Origin of the sequence: Aestuariibaculum sp. YM273, from assembly GCF_030908365.1 — a bacterium.
Taxonomy (GTDB): Bacteria; Bacteroidota; Bacteroidia; order Flavobacteriales; family Flavobacteriaceae; genus Aestuariibaculum; species Aestuariibaculum marinum.
In genome coordinates this window covers 352207-375841 of the sequence record NZ_CP133090.1, presented here as the reverse complement: position 1 = coordinate 375841, position 23635 = coordinate 352207, and the positions used below count along the sequence as shown (strand labels likewise).

22 protein-coding genes are annotated in these 23635 nt (G+C 35.2%); 18 read left to right on the top strand and 4 right to left on the bottom strand.

Translation table 11 applies throughout. The features are described 5' to 3' along the window. Positions 1-60: 60 nt before the first annotated feature. The 4 genes from RBH94_RS01495 to abc-f form a co-directional block, all read right to left on the bottom strand. Positions 61-282 carry a DUF2795 domain-containing protein gene (locus RBH94_RS01495; protein WP_188215051.1) on the bottom strand — a complete coding sequence of 74 codons (222 nt, stop codon included), beginning with the start codon at positions 280-282 and terminating at the stop codon, positions 61-63. 174 nt (positions 283-456) lie between these two features. Beyond that, on the bottom strand, positions 457-1032 hold the full coding sequence (locus tag RBH94_RS01490; RefSeq protein ID WP_307882073.1) for a cob(I)yrinic acid a,c-diamide adenosyltransferase: 576 nt from the start codon (positions 1030-1032) through the stop codon (positions 457-459). Positions 1033-1123: 91 nt separating this feature from the next. Then, a complete protein-coding gene (locus tag RBH94_RS01485) occupies positions 1124-1888 on the bottom strand; it encodes an O-methyltransferase (RefSeq protein WP_307882072.1) in 765 nt (254 codons plus the stop codon). A 96-nt stretch (positions 1889-1984) separates the two neighbouring features. After that, positions 1985-3847: a ribosomal protection-like ABC-F family protein gene (abc-f, locus tag RBH94_RS01480; protein WP_307882071.1), complete on the bottom strand. Its 1863-nt coding sequence runs from the start codon at positions 3845-3847 to the stop codon at positions 1985-1987. Between the two features lie 103 nt (positions 3848-3950). Between abc-f and RBH94_RS01475 the strand changes: the two genes are divergently transcribed. The 18 genes from RBH94_RS01475 (at position 3951) to RBH94_RS01390 (ending at position 23429) form a co-directional block, all read left to right on the top strand. After that, positions 3951-4748 carry a polysaccharide biosynthesis/export family protein gene (locus RBH94_RS01475; protein WP_307882070.1) on the top strand — a complete coding sequence of 266 codons (798 nt, stop codon included), beginning with the start codon at positions 3951-3953 and terminating at the stop codon, positions 4746-4748. 3 nt (positions 4749-4751) lie between these two features. Continuing rightward, positions 4752-7181 carry an exopolysaccharide transport family protein gene (locus RBH94_RS01470; RefSeq protein ID WP_307882069.1) on the top strand — a complete coding sequence of 810 codons (2430 nt, stop codon included), beginning with the start codon at positions 4752-4754 and terminating at the stop codon, positions 7179-7181. Positions 7182-7822: 641 nt separating this feature from the next. After that, complete coding sequence (gene cysQ, locus RBH94_RS01465; protein ID WP_307882068.1) at positions 7823-8611, top strand: 3'(2'),5'-bisphosphate nucleotidase CysQ; 789 nt, start codon at positions 7823-7825, stop codon at positions 8609-8611. A gap of 5 nt (positions 8612-8616) precedes the next feature. Beyond that, complete coding sequence (cysC, locus tag RBH94_RS01460; RefSeq protein WP_307882067.1) at positions 8617-9201, top strand: adenylyl-sulfate kinase; 585 nt, start codon at positions 8617-8619, stop codon at positions 9199-9201. Between the two features lie 491 nt (positions 9202-9692). Next, a complete protein-coding gene (locus tag RBH94_RS01455; protein ID WP_307882066.1) occupies positions 9693-10763 on the top strand; it encodes a DegT/DnrJ/EryC1/StrS aminotransferase family protein in 1071 nt (356 codons plus the stop codon). Continuing rightward, entirely contained in the window at positions 10760-11470 is a 711-nt protein-coding gene (locus RBH94_RS01450; RefSeq protein ID WP_307882065.1) for a WbqC family protein, read from the top strand. Before RBH94_RS01455 ends, RBH94_RS01450 begins: the two co-directional genes overlap by 4 nt. Further along, entirely contained in the window at positions 11467-12174 is a 708-nt protein-coding gene (locus RBH94_RS01445; RefSeq protein WP_307882064.1) for a class I SAM-dependent methyltransferase, read from the top strand. Before RBH94_RS01450 ends, RBH94_RS01445 begins: the two co-directional genes overlap by 4 nt. Continuing rightward, positions 12171-12980: a sulfotransferase gene (locus RBH94_RS01440; protein ID WP_307882063.1), complete on the top strand. Its 810-nt coding sequence runs from the start codon at positions 12171-12173 to the stop codon at positions 12978-12980. The genes RBH94_RS01445 and RBH94_RS01440 overlap by 4 nt, the downstream gene beginning before the upstream one ends. Then, the gene (locus tag RBH94_RS01435) at positions 12973-13926 is read left to right on the top strand and encodes a glycosyltransferase family 2 protein (RefSeq protein ID WP_307882062.1); all 954 of its coding nucleotides are present in this window, start codon (positions 12973-12975) and stop codon (positions 13924-13926) included. The genes RBH94_RS01440 and RBH94_RS01435 overlap by 8 nt, the downstream gene beginning before the upstream one ends. A gap of 225 nt (positions 13927-14151) precedes the next feature. Then, positions 14152-14898, top strand: coding sequence for an ABC transporter permease (locus tag RBH94_RS01430; RefSeq protein WP_307882061.1), 747 nt, complete (start codon positions 14152-14154; stop codon positions 14896-14898). A gap of 246 nt (positions 14899-15144) precedes the next feature. After that, complete coding sequence (locus RBH94_RS01425) at positions 15145-16371, top strand: ABC transporter ATP-binding protein (RefSeq protein ID WP_307882060.1); 1227 nt, start codon at positions 15145-15147, stop codon at positions 16369-16371. A gap of 11 nt (positions 16372-16382) precedes the next feature. Beyond that, positions 16383-17036 (top strand): hypothetical protein, encoded by a 654-nt coding sequence (locus RBH94_RS01420; RefSeq protein ID WP_307882059.1) that lies wholly within the window; start codon positions 16383-16385, stop codon positions 17034-17036. Positions 17037-17053: 17 nt separating this feature from the next. Beyond that, positions 17054-18010: a bifunctional 2-polyprenyl-6-hydroxyphenol methylase/3-demethylubiquinol 3-O-methyltransferase UbiG gene (locus RBH94_RS01415; RefSeq protein WP_307882058.1), complete on the top strand. Its 957-nt coding sequence runs from the start codon at positions 17054-17056 to the stop codon at positions 18008-18010. A 5-nt stretch (positions 18011-18015) separates the two neighbouring features. Continuing rightward, complete coding sequence (locus RBH94_RS01410) at positions 18016-19146, top strand: glycosyltransferase family 4 protein (protein ID WP_307882057.1); 1131 nt, start codon at positions 18016-18018, stop codon at positions 19144-19146. Next, positions 19143-20276, top strand: a complete 1134-nt coding sequence (locus RBH94_RS01405; RefSeq protein ID WP_307882056.1) for a glycosyltransferase family 4 protein — start codon at positions 19143-19145, stop codon at positions 20274-20276. The genes RBH94_RS01410 and RBH94_RS01405 overlap by 4 nt, the downstream gene beginning before the upstream one ends. Then, on the top strand, positions 20276-21208 hold the full coding sequence (locus RBH94_RS01400; RefSeq protein ID WP_307882055.1) for a glycosyltransferase: 933 nt from the start codon (positions 20276-20278) through the stop codon (positions 21206-21208). The genes RBH94_RS01405 and RBH94_RS01400 overlap by 1 nt, the downstream gene beginning before the upstream one ends. Positions 21209-21331: 123 nt before the next feature. Continuing rightward, a complete protein-coding gene (locus RBH94_RS01395; RefSeq protein ID WP_307882054.1) occupies positions 21332-22435 on the top strand; it encodes a glycosyltransferase in 1104 nt (367 codons plus the stop codon). Between the two features lie 313 nt (positions 22436-22748). Further along, positions 22749-23429 (top strand): sulfotransferase domain-containing protein, encoded by a 681-nt coding sequence (locus RBH94_RS01390; protein ID WP_307882053.1) that lies wholly within the window; start codon positions 22749-22751, stop codon positions 23427-23429. Positions 23430-23635 lie beyond the last annotated feature (206 nt).

Here is a 23635-nt window from a genome sequence, read left to right as displayed (position 1 = left end):
AGATTAGGAACAAAAAAAAGTCTCGACTCGAGACTTTTTAACTTTTCTTTATACTTTATATTAATATTCGTCCTCGTTCCAGAGGTAATCTTCATCCGAGGGATAGTCTGACCAAATTTCCTCTATTGAATCGTAAGCGTCACCTTCGTCCTCAATAGCTTGCAAATTTTCCACAACTTCTAAAGGTGCTCCAGTTCTAATAGCATAATCTATCAACTCATCTTTTGTTGCCGGCCAAGGAGCATCGCTCAAATAATTTGCTAATTCTAAAGTCCAATACATGTTATAATGCGTTTTAATTTTGTGCAAAAATAAATTTTTAGGTTAAACATGCAAGAAAAAAATCATTTATTTAACGGTAATTTAAAAGAACGTATTTTTTTACAGGAAAAACTTAGAAATTAATAGTTGCGTTACTATAAATTAATAATTTGTTTTTTCGTTAAGCTTTAAAGTTTAGGATTGCTTTTCAGGAATCCATTTAATTTCCTTTGCTTGCAAGTCGTAGGACAACTTCCGTGCCAACACAAAAAGATAGTCAGATAGGCGGTTTAAGTAAATTAAACAGTTGGTGTCAATCGGTTCTATGTCATTAAGGGCAGTGGCTAAACGCTCGGCTCTACGGCATACACAGCGTGCTATGTGACAGAATGACACGGTTTGATGACCGCCGGGAAGCACAAAATGTGTCATTGGTGGTAAGGTAGCATCCATCGTATCCATTTCATGCTCTAAACGAGCAATATCTTCTTCAGATATTTTAGGAATGTTTAAACGCTCCTTGCCATTTTTTAAAACCGCTTTTTCTGGATCGGTTGCCATGATAGCGCCGACTGTAAATAATCGATCTTGAATATGGATTAATATATGTTTATAATCAGGGTTAATCTCTTGGTCTCTAATAAGACCAATGTGAGAGTTTAGTTCGTCTACGGTCCCGTAACTTTCAATTCTAATATGGTGCTTAGGAACGCGAGTACCTCCAAATAGAGCAGTAGAGCCTTTATCGCCGGTTTTAGTGTAAATTTTCATTTGTTTGTTTTAAAGCCTTATAGCATATTGCTAAATTATAGGTTATCTGTGAAAAGGTAAAAGGTTTTAATTAGAATCTTAAAAGTTCTAGCTATAACCGAATGGTAAAATGTTCCTTTTCCTGTTCTTTTCTAAAGAATACAAAACCCCAGTAAAACGTATCGATAGTGACGGTTACTTTAGGGTGTTGTTTGATGGTGTTCCAGGCTTCGGTCATACCTTCAGACCAATAGATATCATCAAAAATAAACACCGAATCGTTGTGTGCGCTATTGAGTAAAGCTTCAAAATAGGCTAAAGTAGCTTGTTTAGTATGATTGCCATCAAAGAAAACCAAGTCGTAAGAATTTGATTTTAGGTTTGCAATAGCTGAACTAAAGTCAGAATTAACGAGTGTGATATTACTTAAGTTGTTCAGATGTTTATGAGTGAAATTATAAAGATTGGAACAACCTTCTATAGAAGTTATTTTAGTGTGATTCCCTAAAGCCATAGCATGAGTACCAATACCTAAGGAAGTACCTAATTCTAAAATCGATTGACATTCTAAATAGCTAACCAAACGGTATAATAATTTAGCGCGTTTTAGTGGTGTTCCGGAATTCTGGGCTATGGACTTAATCAATCTGGTATTTTGATTTGTTGTCTTTGAGCCTGCGCCTAAATCGGTTATTGAAATACGCTCCTTGTTTTTTAATAGTGCTTTTTTGTACGCTTTAATATTTTGGTATGCTGGATAGTGTTTGCGGTCGTAAAAACATTTCGTTACCAAATTGTATACAAAGGGGGAGTGCACCCCATGTTGATTGGTGGAACGTATTAAGAATTTTAGGTATTGAGAAACTTGGTATGTCATACGGTATACTACTTGAACTAAAAAAGATGCTAAACCAAGTTCAGCATGACAAAAGGTATTGTCATTCCGAACTTGATTCGTAATCTTAATCTCGTTTTACTCCTCCAGTTTAGATGATAACTCAAACCAGCGTTCTTCTTTCGCTTCAATAGCATCAATAATGTCTTGAAGCTTTAACGAGAGCTCATTAATGTCATCTTGAGTTAAATCTGGATTATTGAATTTTGCCTCCATTTCCTTCTTATCGTAAGCTAAGGAATTCAGTTTGCTTTCTATGTTTTTGAGTTCTTTTTCCTCATTATAACTCAGCTTGCTGGCTTCATTCTGTTTCCAGGATTTTTTCTCTTTCTTGTCTTCGGTAACGGTTGGTTCGGCGGGTTGACTATCTTCGTATACACGGTAATCGGTATAGTTGCCCGGGAAATCTTCAATTACCCCATCACCTTTAAAAACTAAAAGATGGTCAACGACCTTATCCATAAAGTAACGGTCGTGAGACACCACAATAATACAACCCGGGAAGTCCATAAGGAAGCTTTCCAGTACATTAAGGGTGACGATGTCTAAATCGTTGGTGGGCTCATCGAGAATTAAAAAGTTAGGATTCTGAATAAGAACGGTACATAAATATAGTCGCTTACGTTCACCGCCACTTAGTTTTTCAACAAAATCGTATTGTTTTTTTCTACTGAATAGAAAGCGTTCCAGAAGCTGTTGTGCACTAATCTGACGTCCTTTTTTTAATGGAATATAATCGCCAAACTCACGGATGACATCAATAACTTTTTGCTCCGGTTTTATCTCAATACCATTTTGGGTATAGTAACCAAACTTAACGGTTTCACCTGTAACTACTTTACCAGAATCGGGTTGCGCAGATTGAGTAAGAATATTTAGGAAAGAGGTTTTACCGGTTCCGTTTTTACCAATAATACCAACACGTTCGCTTTTTTGGAACGTATAGTCAAACTTGTCTAATATAACCTTGTCTTTAAAGGCTTTCGATACTTTATGAAACTCCAGAATTTTACTGCCCAGGCGTTCCATATTTAGCTCCAGTTGTACCTGATGGTCTTTACGACGTTGGTGTGCACGATGTTTGATATCGCTAAAATCGTCAATACGAGATTTCGATTTGGTGGTACGTGCCTTAGGCTGGCGACGCATCCATTCCAGTTCCTTTTTAAAGAGTTGCTTGGCTTTACCTGTTTCGGTTTCAAATTGCTCAATACGAGCTTCGCGTTTCTCTAAATAATACGAATAGTTGCCTTTATAGCTGTATAGCTGCCCTTCATCAAGTTCTATAATTTCATTGCAGACGCGCTCTAAAAAGTAGCGGTCGTGCGTAACCATAAAAAGCGTAATATTTTCCTTAGCGAAGAAGGCTTCCAGCCATTCAATCATTTCCAGATCTAAATGGTTAGTAGGCTCATCCAGAATCAGTAAGTCTGGTTTGTTGATTAGGGCATTGGCCAAAGCGAGCCGTTTCTTTTGTCCACCAGATAGCGACCCGACCTTCTGGTCTAAATTATCCAGTTTTAACTTGAACAGAATTTGTTTGTACTGGGTTTCAAAGTCCCAGGCCTGGTGCAGCTCCATTTGTTCGAAAGCCTTCTGGTAGGCATCAGTATCTTCTGGGTTTTCGAGAGCTTTTTCGTAATGACCTATAACCTTTAAAATATCGTTATCACTGGCAAAGATGGTTTCTTCCACCGTTAGGGCCGGATCGAACTTTGGGTCCTGCGACAGGAAAGATACGGTAATATCTTTTCGGTAGGTGACCTGACCAGAGTCCGGGGTGTCTTCACCCGAAATGATTCGTAAAATAGAGGTTTTACCGGTTCCGTTTTTAGCAACAAAAGCAATTTTCTGGTCTTTGTGTATGCTAAAAGAAATGTCCTGAAACAGGGTAAGTTCTCCGTAGGATTTCGATATGTTTTCGACAGTTAAGTAATTCAAAAGCTATAATTTTTTGCAAATAACGTATAAAAAACCAAAAATACGGGTATATATTTTATTGTTCCCCCTTAAAAGTTATATTTGTGATAAAGCTAAGCTCCATATGAATAAACAATTGTTCGGTATCTTCTGCCTTGTTATGAGTGTGTTATGCAGCTCTTGTATTACCAACAAGGATATTGTATATCTGCAGGATAAAGGCAAAACGACTGCAAGCGACTCTTTACAAATTCTAGCCTTATCGAAACCGTATCGTGTTCAGGTTAACGATATTTTAAGTATTGATGTAAAGGCTCTAGACAAGGAACTGGTGCAAATATTTAATCCGACCAATAAAGGCAATGGTAATACCAATTCTGAGCAGGCCATGTATTTTAATGGATTCACTGTGGACTTACATGGGAATATCGAATTTCCTGTTCTCGGGGAGATCAATGTTTTAGGCTATACTGTAGAAGAAATTGAGGCTATGGTAAAACGAGAGCTTTTAGCACAGTACTTTAAAGAAACGGCTCAGATTTTTGTGACAGTCAAGTTGGCCGGACTAAAGTATACAACTTTAGGTGAAATGAGGTCAGGTACTCACGTGATTTATAAAGATCGGGTGAATATTCTGGAAGCCATTGCCAATGCCGGTGATATCCGGGTAACGGGAGATCGAAAAGATGTGATGATTGTTCGACAATATCCTCAGGGCCAAAAGATTCATCATATCGATTTAACCGATATCAATGCGACGAAGTCGGAGTTCTATTATATTCAGCCTAACGATATCATTCTGGTGAAACCTTTAAAACGTAAAGCTTTAGGTGGCGGACAAACCGCTGTCCAAAACTTAACGACTATTGTCAGTGTATTTTCGGTATTGGTGAGTACCTATTTTATTATTAAGAGTTTATAGGCTATGGAAGGAGAGTATGCATCACAACAATATGAGCTTAATTTCGATTTTAAAGCGTTTATATTTCGTGTTATCAGCTATTGGAAATGGTTTATTCTGGCGACCTTAATAGGTGTTTATGTGGTATACCAGCAAAATATACGTCGTGAGTTTCCTTATACGCTTAGTGCATCCATATCCATTCAGGATGATAAAAATCCCTTATTCACTTCCAGTACCAATTTAATTTTTAATTATGGCGGTATTTCCGGTAAGATTCAGGATGTGCTGTTGAATTTAAAGTCACGAAAACACCACGAGCAGGTTGTGGACAGTTTGAATTTATGTTTAAACTATTTAAAAGATGGGCGTTTTCGAAAACAGAATGTATATAAAGGAACGCCATTCACGTTTGTAGGCGATGAGACTGCATTTCAGGTGATTGGCTACCCCATTAAAATAAAACTTCTTGATGAGGAACGCTTTGAATTGTCTTATAATTTTGGAGAGGCCCAACAGGTGTCGGTTCAGAATTTTAAAACCAAGGAGATAAAGCGTGTGCCGGTGTCTGCATCGGTGTTTAGTCAGGTTTTTAAATTTGATGAGTATATTAATCTCGATGTCTTTAAAGGCAGTGTGCTTAAAGAAGCAGGTAAGAAAATTGTTTCCGAACAAGAGTTTTACATTCAGTACAATAGTTTTAATGGAACGGTGTCGCAGTTTATGGGCCAGTTTTCTGTAGTGAGTGAAGGGGGATCTTTGGTAGTCTTACGGCTTACCCATGGAAACAAGGCTCAGATTGTAGATTATTTAAATGCCTCCGTGTTTATTTTAGATCGTGATTTGTTGCATCGAAAAAACCAGTATGCTATAAACGCGGTCAATTTTATCGATAAGCAACTGGCAAGGGTACGTGCCGAGCTTGGAGAAAAAGCCGATTCGCTGAATAACTTCAAACAGCAGAATAAAATATATGATATAAAAAATGAGAGCTCTACTTTGGTGAGCAAGATTGAGGCCTATGATGTCGAAAAGCAATCGCTTGAAGAATCTTTGTTATATTACGATTTGTTGAAGAATTATCTGGAGACCAGTAAAGACTTTACTAATTTTCCGGCACCGGCTGTTCAGGGTATTGGTGATGGGAATATTACCGGAGCTATTTCTAAAATTATAGACTTATCGGGAGAGAAATCCAAGCTGGAATATTCGGTGCGAAGTGATGCTGCGGTATTTGATGATTTAAACCGACAAATTGAGGCCTTAAAGCAGGTTATTTATGAAAGTATATCGTCTAACAAGGCGAATATCCGTTTTCAGATTCAAACCATAAATAGAAATGCAGCAGCTTTAGAACGTGAGTTTTCCACGCTTCCTGAAAACCAGCAAAAATTGATGGGGATTGAACGGGAGTATTTGCTGAGCCAGAACACCTATAATTTATATCTGGCGAAACGCGGTGAGGCCGATCTGGTGAAGGCGAGTAATACGTCCGATATCATATTGATAGAGCCTGCAAAAGACATTGGTCAGGGACGTAATGTGGTGAATTTAAATATTCGTTATGTGTTTGCGGTTATTGCAGCCTTTATTCCTATTGTTTTAATAGCCTTTATCATCACCTTTTTTGATAGAAAAATCCATGTGCCAACCGATCTGGAAGGCTTGACTAAAATTCCTTTACTGGGAGTTGTGGGACGCAGTGAGACCGATACGAATCTGGTGGTACTTAAAAAGTCCAATGCTCCGGTGGCTGAAGCCTTTCGTGCCATTCGTACCAGTTTACAGTTTATCTATAAAAAACAGGAGGTGCCCGGTGCTAAAACCGTATTATTAACCTCTTCGATTAGTGGGGAAGGAAAGACCTTTTGCTCCATTAATATCGCTTCGGTATTTGCTTTAAGTGGTAAAAAAACGGTGTTGGTAGGTCTGGATTTGCGCAAGCCTAAAATCTTTGATGATTTTGAAATTAAAAATGACGTAGGAGCGGTTAATTATTTAATCGGTCAGGCCTCGTTAAAAGATATTGTTCAGGAGACAGGAGTGGATCATCTTGATGTGATAACCTCCGGCCCCGTGCCGCCTAATCCTTCGGAATTATTGATTGGGGATTATATGCATGATTTAATTACTGATTTAAAAACACAGTACGACTATATCATTCTGGATACGCCACCAGTCGGCTTGGTATCGGATGCATTGGAGTTAACACCTTATGTCGATGCGACCTTATATGTGGTGCGTCAGGATTATACCAAGAAGGATATGCTCAAGCAGATTAATGATAAATATAAAAAGGGTGAGGTTAAAAACATCAGCCTGCTATATAATTTCTACGATCAGAAGTCTAAGTATGGGTATGGCTACGGCTATGGCTATGGCTACGGGTATCATGGTGAAGATGCGAAGAAGAAAGGTTGGTTTGGGACATTGAAAAAGCGATTTAAGGGGTAAGGGTTGTCAGTTCTTAGTTGACAGTTGTGAGAAGTTGTTAGCAGTGAGATTCCGATATAACCTTTCGACAAGCTCAAGGTGACATCTTCGGAATGACAGGATGAAGTAGTTTGTAGTGATACTTGAGAGGCGAGAAGTGAAACGATTATTTTGACAGTCTGAGTTTAGCCTGTTCTGAGCCCAGTCGCAGAATCGAAGACTAATCAGTACTTTAGCGTATCAAAGACATCCTGCAAAAATGCTTCGACAAGCTCAGCATGACAATGTTATAGGATTTGATTTAAGATGAGCAGAGGGTTTTGAGTGTTGTCTATTGTGATAATTGAGAGGTGTCCCTTATATACGTCGACAGGGATTAGTACAGGAGGAGCTTAGTGTATCAGTGAGAATTAATAATACGTGACGTCATACCGAGCGCAGTCGAGGTATCTGATTAGAAATAGAGCGATAGCAATTATGAATTTTTGTTATTGTGTTTAAATGTTGTGAATTTTAAGTCATAATGAGTGAAAAAGCGAAAGTGCATCGCAAGGCGATAAGCATGCAGCTTTGAGAACTCATAGTGCTGCGCAATGACCTATAAATTCACTTGATTTTTTGTTTCGTTTTTTATCAAGAAAAAATGAAAGTATTAAAATATTATGAATAAATACTTGCTTATAGCCATAGAAGCAGCCGTTGCAGCAGGAGCCGAAATCATTGAGGTGTATTCGAAGGATTTTGAGGTACAGCTTAAGGATGACGATTCCCCTTTAACAGTGGCTGATGAACGTGCTAATACAATTATCAATAGTTTTTTAACAGGAACCACTATTCCTGTAATTAGTGAGGAGAATAAACAGGTAGATTATGCCGTGCGAAAGGGCTGGACCACCTGCTGGATGGTCGATCCTTTGGATGGCACCAAAGAGTTTGTAAAACGTAATGGGGAGTTTACTGTGAATATCGCCCTCATCGAAAAAGGAAAACCTGTGTTGGGGGTGATTTATGTGCCGGTTACAGAAACCCTGTATTATGCTGAGGTTAAAACAGAAAAGGCATTTAAGTGTAAGATTCCTAATCATGCGTTTAGTGAAGATCTTTTAAACACCTCAGTTTCCATTAGTCCGGACTGGAATTTAACATCGACATTACGTGTAGTAGCTAGTAAATCTCATCAAACGCCGGATACCGATGTGTTTATAAAAGAATTGAAGCAGGAGGGGTACGAGGTGGAACTGGTATCTAAAGGCAGTTCCTTAAAGTTTTGCCTAATGGCCGAAGGCGCTGCCGATATGTATCCGAGATTCGCACCCACGATGGAGTGGGATACAGCTGCCGGGCATGCTTTGTGTCTGGCAGTTGGGCTGGAGGTGTTGCAGGTTGATAATGACAAGCCTCTGGTGTATAATAAAACTGAGTTGTTGAATCCGTATTTTATAGTTCAGTAGGTATTATGGAGCATAATAAAAAGCAAGACTACAGTATCACCAAAGGAGATCGCGTTGATTTAAATAAACATAAACCTTGTTTAATTTGGTTTACCGGGCTTTCTGGGTCGGGGAAGTCCACCATTGCCAATCTATTAGAAAAGGAATTACATAAACAACAGATTCATACCTATACGCTGGATGGTGATAATTTACGACGTGGCCTAAACAAGGATTTAGGGTTTACAAGAGAGGATCGAGAAGAGAATTTACGACGTACCGCTGAGGTAGCGCGTTTGTTTATTGATGCCGGAATGGTGGTGATTGCTGCCTTTATTTCGCCATATAACAGTATCCGGGAGATGATAAAAACCATTGTTGGGGAACCTTATTATATTGAAGTGTTTGTAAATACCCCACTGGAGGTTTGTGAACAGCGCGATGTTAAAGGCTTGTATAAAAAGGCGAGAGCCGGGGAGATTACTAATTTTACTGGTATTAGTGCGCCTTTTGAGGAGCCTCTAAATCCAACAGTAGAGATTAAAACGGTAGAGGTTGCTCCTGAAGAGGCGGTAAAACGGATTTTGGAGGTCTTGAAAGGAAGGATTTAGATCCTGAAACCACCTTTCGACAAGCTCAAGATGACATCTTCAGGATGACAGACGTGAAGCGAGAAAGATAAAATATTGTCATGCTGAGCTTGTCGAAGCATTTTGATAATTATCAGTTATCGGTTGTCTGTTGTTAGATTCCGAAATCGAAGATTCAGCATAGCTAAACAAGTTCGGATTGACAGGTGAGAAGTGGGAAATTTCATTTTTCGATATGCTCAAAAACCTTGTTTGTCATGCTGAATTTAGTTCAGCATCTTTTCAATCAACCGTCATTACGAGGAGGGGACGACGAAGTAATCTGTTTAATTTGAGTTTCTTATTCAACAGACAGCATCTCACGTTTTCACCAATAAACCCCGTATTTTATCGAATTAGTTAACGAATGATTTTTTTACATGGGTTCACGTGATTATATTTACTTCTTTAGGTGAGTCATTTTAGTATTTTGTGCTATTTATTATTGTATGCCCTCATTTTAATTATATTTTATGATCAATGTTACCAAAACCTTTTTACCACCTCAAAACGAATATCAGGCTATTTTAGAAAGAGCCTGGGAAAGTGGGTGGATGACAAATCGTGGTGTTTTAGTACAGGAGTTGGAAATGAAATTAAAATCTTTTCTAGGCAGCTCTCATATAATTACTATGACTAATGGTACGTTGCCATTGCAAATTGCTATAAAGGCTTTAGGGTTAACAGGTGAAATTATTACGACACCATTTAGTTATGTGGCGACGACCAGTAGTATTGTATGGGAAGGGTGTACCCCTGTGTTTGTTGATATTCATCCGGACTATTTAACCATTGATGAAACGAAGATAGAGGCCGCTATTACTCCTGAAACCTCAGCTATTTTAGCGACTCATGTGTTTGGTAATCCTTGTGCGGTTGATGTTATTCAAGCAATAGCCGATAAGCATGGTTTAAAAGTTATTTATGATGCCGCCCATTGCTTTAGTGTTAAATACAAGGGGCAGTCTATTTTTAATTATGGCGATGTGAGTACCTGTAGTTTTCATGCTACCAAATTATTTCATACCGGTGAGGGTGGTGCTTTGTTTTGTAAACCTGAATATTATGATAGGATGTTTTATCATCATAACTTTGGTCATCAAGGACAGGAAGCTTTTCAGAGTTTAGGTATTAATGCTAAAATGAGTGAGCCACAAGCTGCTATGGGGTTGGCTGTAATGCCTTATATGAGCGTGATTTTAAATAAGCGAGAGAATATTGTTACGTTATATAATAGCCTTTTAGTGGGTACTAATTTAAGTAAGATTAATCTGCGAGCTGATACAATTTGGAATTATAGTTATTACCCTGTAGTTTTTAAAGAAGCGACTCAATTAATGGTAGTAAAGAAGGCTTTGGAGGCTTGTGAAATTTTTCCTAGACGTTATTTTTACCCTAGTTTAAACTCAATGCCTTATGTGGATTATGTTAAGATACCTCAGGCAGAATTTATTTCTGAGAGGATTTTATGTCTGCCTTTGTATCATGATTTACCATTATCTGCGGTTGAGACTATTTGTGACATAGTAAAAAGATATATATGAATTTAGGCATAATGCAACCATATTTTTTGCCTTATTTAGGGTATTTTGCATTAATAAATTATGTTGATGAATTTATATTATTTGATACTCCTCAATTTATAAGGCATGGATGGATAGAGCGAAATAGAATTTTAAAATTGAACGGAGAACCGTTTTATTTTAAAGTTCCATTGGAGAAGCATAGTCGGGAAATACCGATACAGGATATAAGAATCAATAATAATATTCATTGGAAAAAAAAAATATTAGCACAAATAACCCATTATAAAAAGCACGCTTCTTATTATAATGAGGTTGTTGAATTGTTGGAATTTATTTTTGACCAGGATTATACTAGCATTGTAAGTTTAAACCATAGAGCATTAAAGGTTATTTGTTCTTATTTGGAAATTACTACACCAATTTTTATTTGGTCTCAAATGAATATTGAAATATCGCCTGCAACAAAGCCCGATGAGTGGGCATTAAATATATCTAAAGCAAAAGGAGCGAATTGTTATACAAATTTACCAGGTGGCAATCTTTTTTTTGACAAGAAAAAATATTCGAACGCTTCTATAAATCTTGAATTTTTAGAAATAAATTCAAGAGCTTATAAGCAGTTTGGTAATGAATTTGTATTTGGCTTATCTATAATTGATGTTCTGCTTTTTAACAGTAAAGCAAATATATTAAATATGTTAAACGATTTTACAATATTAAAATGAAGGACTGGAAGGTATTTTGGCAAAATTACAGATTAATAACGATTACAACGAAGTCAGATTTGTTATTTCAGGTAGGCAAAACTGTTGGGGGCGAAGTTATTACAGAAACTCAATTAGAACATGATGTAAATGAAATTATAGAACACTTATCGTTAACAAATGAAGATGTGGTATTAGATTTATGTTGTGGTAATGGTGTGCTTAGTAATGCACTCTCTTTTCATGTTAAACATATTGTAGGGGTCGATTTTTCGGCACCTTTTATAAAAAATGCCAAGGAGTTTAATAACCGAGATAATATTGTTTATTGTGAGGCGGATATATTAGATAAAGATTTGATTAGTAAGGTTATAGAAGAGTATCGGGTAACTAAGGTGTTGATGTATGATTGTCTTGCCTATTTTAATCCAGTATTAATAAATGAACTTTTGGAGGGTTTAAAGGATTATAGGCTTAACATATTGATGAGTAGTGTTTTAGATAGAACAAAAAAATGGGTTTTCTATAATACCTTCAAAAGGAAATTGGCCTATGTGATGGATCTATATATTTTAGGAAAATCTTCAGGAATTGGCTATTGGTGGGATAAGCAAGAATTGATAGATATTGGAAATAAAAACAATTATCAAGCACAATATTTTTATCATCACGAAGCAAACCATACACAACATTATCGGTTTAATATAAAGTTAAGTAATACATGAATTTAGATGCTGTAATATGGATAAATGGTATGCCTAGATCCGGTACAAGTTGGTTGAGTCAAATATTTGATAGTCATCCAGATGTTAATTTTAAATTATCACCATTATTTTCGTATGAGTTTAAAAATTATGCCACGGTTAATTCGTTGAAACCACGTTGGGAAAAATTGTTCAAGGAGGTTTCCGTCTCTGAAGATGAATTTATAAATCAGACTTATAGACGTTTAGCAGGGGAATATCCCGTTTTTATGAAAAGCGGCATTAATAAATTGGTAATAAAAGATACACGATACCATAATTTAACCTTGCGTTTATTAGAATTGTTTCCTCAAATAAAATTTATTCATATCATAAGACATCCCTGTGGAGCCGTAAATTCATGGTTAAGAGCGCCTAAGGAATTTGATCAATCATTAAATCCGTTAGAGGAATGGCGTTCTGGACAAAGCCGAAAAACATCGGAAGAGGAGTTTTGGGGGTTTGAGGACTGGTTAAAACTAACTAAGCTATATTTAAATCTAGAAAAAAAGTATCCTAATAATGTGAAGGTTGTTAATTATGAAAAGCTAGTAAATGATCCGGTAAATGAAACAAAGAAAATGTTTGCTTTTGTCGGATTGGAAATGTCATCTCAGACGTTTGATTTTATAAGAAAAAGTCAAGAAGCGCATCATAATGGAACATATGCTGTTTTTAAGGATAAATCTGTAGCACAAAAATGGGAAACACAATTGGATAGTAGTATTGTAGAAGACATACAACGTACATTAATTATAAACGAATTAGATTATTTATTTAATGAGTGAAACTATATATTCAACAAAGCCATTGGTAAGTATAAGTGTTGTTACCTATAATCATAAGCATTATATAGAACAATGTATAGATAGTCTCTTAAAACAACAAACTACTTTCCCGTTTGAAATTATTTTAGGCGAAGATGCCAGTCAAGATGGAACACGCGATATATGTCTCGAATATGCAAAAAAATATCCAGATGTTATACGATTGTTTTTAAGAAAGCGAGAAGACGTTATACATATAAATGGTACAGCAACCGGGCGCTTTAATATGATGGAGAATATTAGAGATTGTCGGGGTAAATATATTGCGCTTTGTGAGGGTGATGACTATTGGAAAGATCCGTTAAAATTACAAAAGCAGGTAGATTTTATGGAAGCTCATCCAGACTATGTAATTCATAGCGGTGTTGCCAGTATCTTACATAATGATTCAAACCGATGTGGTCACCAATATATTGGGGCAGAACGTGTAGACAGCGATTATAAGCTAGAAGATTTCTATGGAAGAAACCATTTGGTTACCTGTACGGTTTTGTTTAGAAATTGTATTACGCATTGGCCAGAAGTCTTTAAAACGGTGACTTTAGGCGATTGGTTTTTATATACCGTATTATTGAAACAAACCGGTTTAAAGGCTTATAAAAGTAGTGACGTATTATCGGTTTACAGGGTGCATGGTACCAGTATGATGCAAACCCTACAGCCTCGGGTTAAATATGAACGTCGCATATTTCAAATTAAAGCTATTAAACAATATATAGGTTATAAGTATTATCCAATGCATGTTATGCAGTGTATAAATGCCAATTCTATAGGGAAAGTTCGGGTTGAGTTATCTCATAAGATGTACAAGGCAGCATTGCTCACCTTTTTTAAGAATTTATATTATTGTAAGCATCGTATTTCTGTAAGAAAATATTTTAGTGCCTTAAAGCATGATTTCAAGTAGTTTTAGTTGACTTGAGTTGTGATTGATTAATTTTTATTTGAGTGAACCCCTTACATAAGAAGGTGAACTCATGACAGGTTTTATTTAAGACATTCGAAAAGAAATATTATTTTTAAAAAAAAATAAATATTAAGATTGGAAACCCGAGTTTATTCTAGTACCAACACCTACAGCTTAAGCCAAATTTTAAGCGCCAGTATCAGGGGCTATAAAAAGTCTTTTTATTTGGCTAAACAATTGGCAAAACGAGATATTACTTCACAGTACCGACAATCGGTACTGGGGTTTTTCTGGGCTTTATTTCCAGCGATTATGAGTGCGTTAGTCTGGATTGTTTTACAAGGTACCGGTACAATTAAATTAAGTGCTACCGAAATACCTTATCCTTTATTTGTATTTATAGGGACGACCTTATGGTCAGTTTTTAGTGATTGTTTAAATATGCCTACTAGTGCGGTAAACGGTAATAAGGGACTTATTAGTAAGATAAATTTTGATAAGGAAGCTTTAATAAGTTTAGGCTTTTTAAAACTCAGTTTTAATTTGTTGTTTAAGTTTCTGTTAATCGGCTTTTTTATGTTGTATTTTAAGGTGACCTTATGTATGTCTATCTTGTTATTTATACCCTTACTCGTTATTATCATGTTATTTTTTATGAGTATAGGCGTTATTTTGGTGCCTTTAGGTGTTTTGTATAGCGACATTAGTCGGTTTGTGCCTATTGTTATGCGTTTATTGATGTACATTACCCCTGTATTGTACGCTGTGCCTGAAACCGGCCTTATAAGTCGGGCTATGTACTATAATCCTTTAAGTTATTTTATGATGGATTTACGGCATAGCTTAACGGGGTTTAGTATAGCTTATCCTTTGTTTTGGGTAGGCTTAATAGGCGTGACTTTGTTTTTAGGGGTGCTGGCGATGATTATTTATCGGGTGTCGATACCTATAATAACGGAACGTATGGGGTAGTGTGAATGTGTAAGGTGAGACGAGAGGAGTGATACTTCGTTTATATCGCAAACTATGTTTGCTCCTCTTAATATAAAATGATCAGTTCAGGTCTTCGACAAGCTCAGACTGACAATGTAAGCTCAGGATGACAGTGAGATGTGAGATGTGAGATGTGAGATGTGAGACGATTTACAAATTATGAAAAGTTAAGTCATCGGTTGGCTACATACCATTCATGCTTTACGTTTCACGATTTATAAAAAAATGAATAAAAAAAATGAACATATAGTGACAGATCAAGAGGTGTTGGTTCGTGTAGAGGGCGTGTCGAAAAAGTTTGCCAAAAGCTTAAAACGCAGTTTGCTTTACGGTGTGCAGGATGTGCTTTACGGTATTAGCAGGAAAGCACAGGATAAAAGCTTGCGTAAGGATGAGTTCTGGGCAGTAAACCATGTGAGTTTTGAGCTGCGCCGCGGCGAGTGTCTGGGACTTATAGGTCATAACGGGGCCGGAAAAAGTACCCTGCTTAAAATATTAAATGGTTTGATAAATCCTGACACTGGAACAGTTACTATTAAAGGGCGCGTTGGGGCTTTAATCGAACTGGGTGCTGGGTTTAACCCCATACTTACGGGGCGTGAAAATATTTATAATAACGGGGCTATCTTAGGGCTTACACGAGAGGAGATTAATGCCAAAGTAGAAGCTATTATAGACTTTGCCGAAATACGCGAGTTTATCGATATGCCCGTGCAGCATTACAGTTCTGGTATGAAAGTGCGTCTGGGCTTTGCCGTAGCGGCACAACTGGAGCCCGATGTGCTCATTATAGATGAGGTATTGGCAGTGGGGGATATGGGGTTTATAATGAAATGTTTTAAAACTATAGACAATCTTTTAAGTAGTACGGCTATTATCTATGTGTCACATAATATGCCTACAGTGTCTAGATTGTGCAATCATATTATTTTAATGGATAAGGGTAAATCCATTTTTTATGGAGATAATGTAGGGAAAGCTATAGACTTGTATTATAGTAGTTTTACTGATAATATAAGTCATGTGGTTTATTCAAATAATAGTATTGAATTTATAAGCGCCGAAATTGATAAGGCAAGAAAAGATATAGATGGAACTCCCCAATTGGATTGGTTGGATGACTTTTTACTTCATTTAAAATTTAAAATAGCTGATGGAAACGAGCCACCTTTGTTTAGGATATTAATATATGACAAGGAGCAAAGACCATTAAGTATTTTTGAACCAAATTATGATTCAAATTTACTTACAGTTAAAAATAATTTACTTGATTTTAAAGTGCAACACAAAAAAATACAATTATCCAAAGGACTTTATTCAATTAATATTACAGCGTTTAAAAGAAACACGAATGAACCTATTTTAAGAGTAAATAACATTATAACTTTTCAAGTGTTACATGAAGAAGACCATTTTCAACCTTTTCTATTGTCTGCTAATTTTCTTAATTAATTGAATTTATTATGATTTCCCACGAACATAAATGTATTTTTATCCATATAGCCAAGTGTGCAGGTTCATCAATAGTCAGTGATTTAGGTATAGATATTAATGACTTAATTTATAAGAATGACAATTCTGCTTTTGGATGGGATGAGCAAAATAAAATTTGGTTACAGCACGCTACTCCACAACAACTAATAGACCTAAACTACATTAGTAATGAACAATGGGACTCTTACTATAAATTTATTGTCTATCGTAATACTTGGGATAAATGTTATTCAGACTATTTATGGATGTTAAGGGTAAAACGGGTAAAAGGCTCATTTTATGATTACTTGTATAAAAGAAAGGATTTTAAAAAAATACTAACAGAAAAATATGATTATGATTATGCAGGAGATCATTTATATAAGCAAAAATCATACTTTTTTTTAAACGGAAAAGAAATCAAATATGATAAAGAAATAAATTTTGACAAGTTGGATAATGGTTTAAAAAGTGTAGCTGAAGATTTGAATCTAGATAATACTTTTTTTTCGCATCATATTAACAAAGGACAGGGTAAAAAAGATCATTACAGTAAATTTTATAATTTTTGGCAAAAATGGTTGGTATATTTTAGATATAAAGAGGATATAGATTTTTTTAATTTCAAGTTTGTAAACAAATAATTATTATCAATTTTTTAATGCACATTTATTCCCTAATATATAAAAATACTATTTGTTCTAAAGTTGAAGATGTATCAATAAAGGACTTGAAACATCTTTATAAGAATGGTTATGGTTTAGGTGAAGATTTGGTTGAACATTTAAGCAAAGTTCGAATCAGTTTATATAAATGTCCTAAATCTAATTTCTTTTTTTATATACCATCTAATTTAGAAGGAGACGCAACTTATTACAAGCAACTGGAACTTAGAAATAAAAATTATTACAATACTGATAGCTGGGAATTTTTTAAAGCAAAAAAATTAATACACAGGAATGAGAAAGTACTTGAAATAGGTTCTGGTAATTTATCTTTTTTAAGAATGCTAAAAGATAAAACCTCAAATTTGGTTGGTATAGAATTAAATGATACTTCTGTATACGCTGGAGTTTCTGAAGGTTTTAATATGTATAATATACCTGTGGAAGAATTTTCAAAAACACATAATGAAGAGTTTGATGTACTATGTTCCTTTCAAGTTTTAGAGCATATTAGCTACAATAACCTAGACTCTTTTATAAAACATAGTTTGAAATGCCTTAAGAATGGAGGGAGATTTATTGTAGCAGTTCCAAATAGCTCATCCATTTTTTTTAAAGAAAAACAGTTGTTAAAATATTATACCAACGACTCAAGTTTTAAATTACATTGTACAACACTAGCCTTAAATATGCCGCCTCATCATATGGGGCTTTGGAATGAAAATTCTTTAAAGAGTTTAGTTAAAAAGTATCCTATAAAAGTAAAATCAATTCATAAAGAGAAATTAGCACATTTTAGGGTAAACTTAGTTAGGGATATCTTAATTTCTAAAGCATCTAAATTTTTAGGGTTAAAGTTGTCAAAGTTTTTGTGCAACAAGCTTTTTAGTAATGAATTTATAAAAAAATATTTTAAAGGTGATTCAATTTTAATTGAGTTTGTAAAGAGATAGGTTTAATGAAAAATATGTTATTTATAAGCATTAACGATCATGTGCCTTGGGGGGGTAGTGAGGTATTATGGAGTGAAACGGCTAAGGCTTTGCATGAAAAGGTACAGGTTAGTGTGCTTGTTAAGAAATGGCAAAAAGAAGCTGAAGGTATTGCTAAAATAAAGTCCTTAGGGATTTCATTATATTATAAACATACGCAAAACAAACCAAGTTTTAAAAGTAGGGTTTTGAAAAAAGTCATGAAGAAGGATTTTGAAAAAAATCATTGTCTGGAGCAGGAAGGCTTATCTAAACCAGATTTGGTAATTATTTCGCTAGGGAATCATTTAGACCGACAGTTATTTTATTACACTAATTTTTTGATTAAGAATAAAATACCTTATGTCCTCGTTTTTCAGTTGGTGAGCGATTTAAAACTTGTTCAGGACGATGTAATAGAACAGTTCAGAGCTAGTTATCTACATGCTGAAAAATTATATTTTTTATCTGAAGACAATTTTGATAAAGTAGAAATGCAATTATCAATAGTATTTAAAAATAGAGATTTTGTGAATAATCCTTTTAATTATATTCAAAATTATACAGAGTTAAAACCTGCGGACACTTATAATATAGCTTGTGTTGGAGCTTTAGTGACTTTTCATAAAGGGCAAGAGTTATTACTAAAAGTTTTGGCCAAACAAAAGTGGAAAGGAAGAAACTTAAAGTTAAACTTATATGGAGAAGGTATTAACCAACAACAAATACAAAGGCTCATTAATTTGTACGATTTGCAAGATAAAATTAATTTAAAAGGGTACTTGTCTGATAAAAATAAGATTTGGAAAGAGAATGTAGCTTGTATTATGCCATCAAGAATGGAAGGACAGAGTTTAGCGATGCTAGAGGCTATGGCTCATGGTAGGATGGTAATAAGTACGAAGGTTGGTGATGCGGAGCGTTTGGTTGTACCTGGAGAGACCGGCTTTTTAATAGACGCCCCCACCGTAGCACTGATTGATAAGACTTTGGAAGAAGCCTGGCAGCAGCGTGATAAATGGATATCTATGGGAAAGCAATCGCGTAGGCATTTGTATAAAATTATTGAAAAAGACCCGGTAATTGATTTTTCGGAAAAATTAGGGGCATTATTATGATAAAAATCCTTTTTATAACTCACGATGCCTCACGTAGTGGTGCCCCAATGGTGTTGTTGCATTTTATGCGCTGGCTTAAAGTACACCAACCCCATATTGTTTTTGATATCTTATATATTATAGGTGGAGTTTTAGAAAGTGATTTTGAGGCATTGTGTACACATGCGTATTATTTGCCTGTACATGTTGAAGAAAAAAGTGTAAAGAAACTGGTAAGGCAACGCATTAAAAAGAAACTGGGTATAACACTTGATAAAAAAACACCGCAAATGCTTTATGAACAGCTGGCGCTAAATAAATATGATCTTATCTATGCGAATACGGTAGTTGCTATGCCTTATGGGTATGCTATAAAACGGTATAGTCCTGAAACTAAATGTGTGGTACATATCCATGAACTACCAACCATAATTTCCAGTCGTGTCCCCAATTTTGAACATTACATTTCTGGTGTTGATAAGTTTATAGCCGTAACGCCTCAGGTAAACACCCGTTTGATAACAAATTTTAATGTACCACAGGATCGTGTAAACGTGGTTTATGAATGTGCCGAGGTTAAGGTTAATAAACAGCCAAAAGATACGCAAGTTTTTACCGTAGGTGCTAGTGGTATTTCGCATTGGCGAAAGGGAAATGATGTGTTTTTACAGATAGCCCGGTATATTGTAAAGCATTATCCTGATTTGAAAATACACTTTGTTTGGGTAGGTAATGAATCTTCAGATAAACCTGTTATTGATGCCGATATAGAAAAGATAGGCTTAAATAATAAAGTTAAGTTTGTGGGAGAAGTAGAGGACCCGTCAACCTACTTTAATAACTTCGATGTATTCTTGTTAACGTCACGAGAAGATCCCTTTCCGTTGGTTTGTATTGAGGTGGCTATGCTAGAAAAGCCTATTATTTGTTTTGAACAGGCTTCTGGAACTGCAGAGGTGGTAAAACAAGGAGGAGGCTTTGTTGTGCCTTATTTAGATATTGAAGCTATGGCTGAAAAAATAGTATACTACTATAAAAATAGAAACCAGATGGTTGTAGATGGCAAGAATGCATATGATTTATTTAAAGATTATAGTCCTGAAAATATTTGTCCTCAATTGTATACAGTAATTGAAAATACCATAGGTTGATGCTTAAAGTCTCTATCATCATCCCCAATTATAATCATGCACTGTTTTTACAGCAGCGGTTGGATACGGTGTTTCATCAAACCTATCAGGATTTTGAGGTGATTTTACTGGATGATGCTTCTACAGATGGGAGTCAGGGAATATTAAAACAATATAAGGATCATCCTAAAGTGTCTCAATTGATTATTAATGAAACTAACTCCGGGAGCCCATTTAAACAATGGCAAAAGGGTATTGCTCTGGCAAAAGGAGATTTTGTATGGATTGCCGAGAGTGATGATTATTGTGAATTGGAATTTCTTAGTCATACAATTAAATCTTTAGAGCAGGGCGTAGATATTTGTTATACTCAAAGTTTGGATGTTGATGAACATGGTGAGGGGGGTATGAGCCGGTTACCTTATACCAATGAATTTACCCCTAATATTTGGAAGCAGGATTTTAAAATGGATGGTAATACATTTAATAAACATTATTTATTGGTTAAAAATGTAATACCTAATGCCAGTGCAGTGGTCTTTAAGCGCAGTATTATAAAGGATGCTTTTTTTAATGCAGACTTGTTAAGCATGAAGATGTGCGGAGATTGGTTGTTTTGGATTCAGCTGTGTATGAACCAAAAGCTTTCTTTTATTAGTCATCCTTTAAATTATTTTCGATACCATAAAACCATAAGCCGTAGTCATGATACTGTTAAAAAAAGAAAACAACGTATTTATGAAGAAGCTGTTTTACGAAGCATTGTTTTTAAAATATTTGGTTTACGGCACGTTGGAAAAGAGCGACAACTGTACTATGCTTGGTTTCGTTTTTTTAAGTTAAGCGAGGGGTTGAGGAAATCGTTTTATAAAATTAGAATGGAGCAAACTCCAATAAAAAGATTATTTTTAGACTTTATTATAATAAAGTTAAAACATCGCTTCAAGTCTTGAATATAGCCTTATTTTCTTCAAATCAAAACCCGTATTCAGAAACATTTATTCAGGCGCATAAGACTAGGCTTAATGGGAAAGTACATTATTATTAGATAACCTCTTATATGGAATTGAAATAAAATGAATAAAGAATACTTAAATATAGCCATGGTGGCGCCTTCTTTAAATGCCTATTCAGAAACCTTTATTCGGGCCCAAAAGGAAAGAATAAAAGCTAATGTTTTTTATTATTTCGGAGGTTTTTTACCACTTTACTTAGAAAATTACGGTAGGTTAACTGATCGGTTTGTTACGTTTAGAATGAATTTGAAACGTAAATTAGGCATTCAAATTAAAAATACAGAGGAAAAATCATTTGTTTATTCACTTAAAAAAAATAGTATTCAGCTTGTTTTGGCACAGTATGGTCCTACAGCTAACCGAGTAGCAGATATATGTAAAAGCTTGAATATTCCATTAATTACTCATTTTCATGGATACGATGCTTCTAATGAAACTGTTGTAAAAGACTGTAATAATTATGAAAAAGTATTTTCATATAGTTCATATGTTATAGCTGTTTCTTTAGTAATGCGAGACCGTTTAATAGCTTTGGGATGCCCAAAGGATAAGGTAATTTATAATGTTTATGGACCGCATCCTGATTTTGAAGCGGTAGAACCCAAGTTTTCCAAAAAACAGTTTTTATCCATCGGGCGTTTTACTAATAAAAAGGCACCTTATTACACTATTATGGCTTTTAAGAAAGTGCTAAAAAAGCATCCGGATGCTGTGTTGTTAATGGCTGGGCAAGGGGAATTGTTTGATACTTGTCAAAATTTGATTAAGTATTATGGCATAGAGCATAATGTGAAGTTATTAGGAGTTATAACACCAAAAGAATATCGTGACTTGTTAGCTGAGTCTTTAGCGTTTGTACAGCATAGTATTACAGCTGTAAATGGCGATATGGAAGGGACTCCTCTAGCGGTATTAGAGGCAAGTGCAGCTGGTGTGCCAGTTATAGCGACCAACCATGCCGGTATTCCTGATGTTGTTTTACATAATGAAACGGGATTGTTGTGCGAAGAACATGATATTGATACTATGGCAGGGCATATGCTTAAGGTGTTGAGCGATGTGGGGGTGGCCAAACAATTTGGAGAAGCAGGAAAACAAAGAATTAAGGAGCATTTTAGCTTACAGAGACATATAGACAGTTTGCAAAAATTATTGATATCCTGAAACTGTTTTAGCATTTCGCATAATCATCATTGTGAGGCGCTGAGCAATGAAGCAATCTGTTTGTTTTTTTCATACTAAGCCTGTTGAAGCATATTGTAAAATATTCAATTCTTTTATTCGCGCATGCTATTTTTTTAGAGGAGCTCATCATGTACTTCGTAATTGCTTGACTAAAAGAAATGGTGGTAGTCTCAGGTAAGGTTGAAATTTGAGAAGAAAAAATAACTTAATTTCTTCTTATTTTTGTCTTATTTTGCATTTAAATACTATCAATAATTAAACATGAATTAGAAATAATCAACCAAGAAATTATATGAGTGTAAAAAGAAGATTATATAACTCAATTCGACCCCAAAAAAAAGTTGAACTCATTTCTATTCACATACCAAAAACTGCAGGAACTTCACTTACTAATATTTTACGAAGGCAATATCCTGATGCTTTAGAGTTATTGTATCAGCATAACAATAATTCAGAAAAAAATAAACAAATGTGGAAAGGTGAACCAATTGTGCTTGGCCATAGGGGAATTAGATGTATTCATGGACATTTTCCAGCAAAATTAAGTCTAAAACAATCTTACCCTGAAGCTAAAATAATTACTTGGATGAGAAACCCAGTTGAACGAATGATTTCAACCTACAATTATTATAAAAAATTACCTCTTCATCATAACCAAATACATCGGAGGTTTATTAATGAAAATTGGGATATAATTGATTTGTCATACAATCTTGTTCACGAGGTAAAATCTTACTTAGGGGATTTTAGACTTGAGGATTTTGATTTTATAGGTTTTACAGAATGTCAACAGAAATCCTTAGTTTCGTTAACTAAAATGATGAATTGGAATATGATAAATACAGATGTTTTTGAAAATGTTAATTCTACAAAAACCACATTTGATTATGGAGTTAAAGAGAAGTTAAAACAAATACTTAAAGAAGAAGTAGAAATGTACGAACTCGCACAAAAATTATTTATATCAGCATAAAAAATACTACGGAAGCCACCGCGACAGATGTAAAGAAACTCGCTGCGCTCAAACAGATTTTCATCCTTAATCTTCTGATTCTTCCTAGGTTTTTAAAGTTTTTATCGATAGGTCGGGTTTGCTTTTTCGTCATTGCGAGGCGCGTAGCAACGAAGCAATCTAATGTATTGGGGTTGAAACGAACAGATTACTTTGTTGTCCCGACT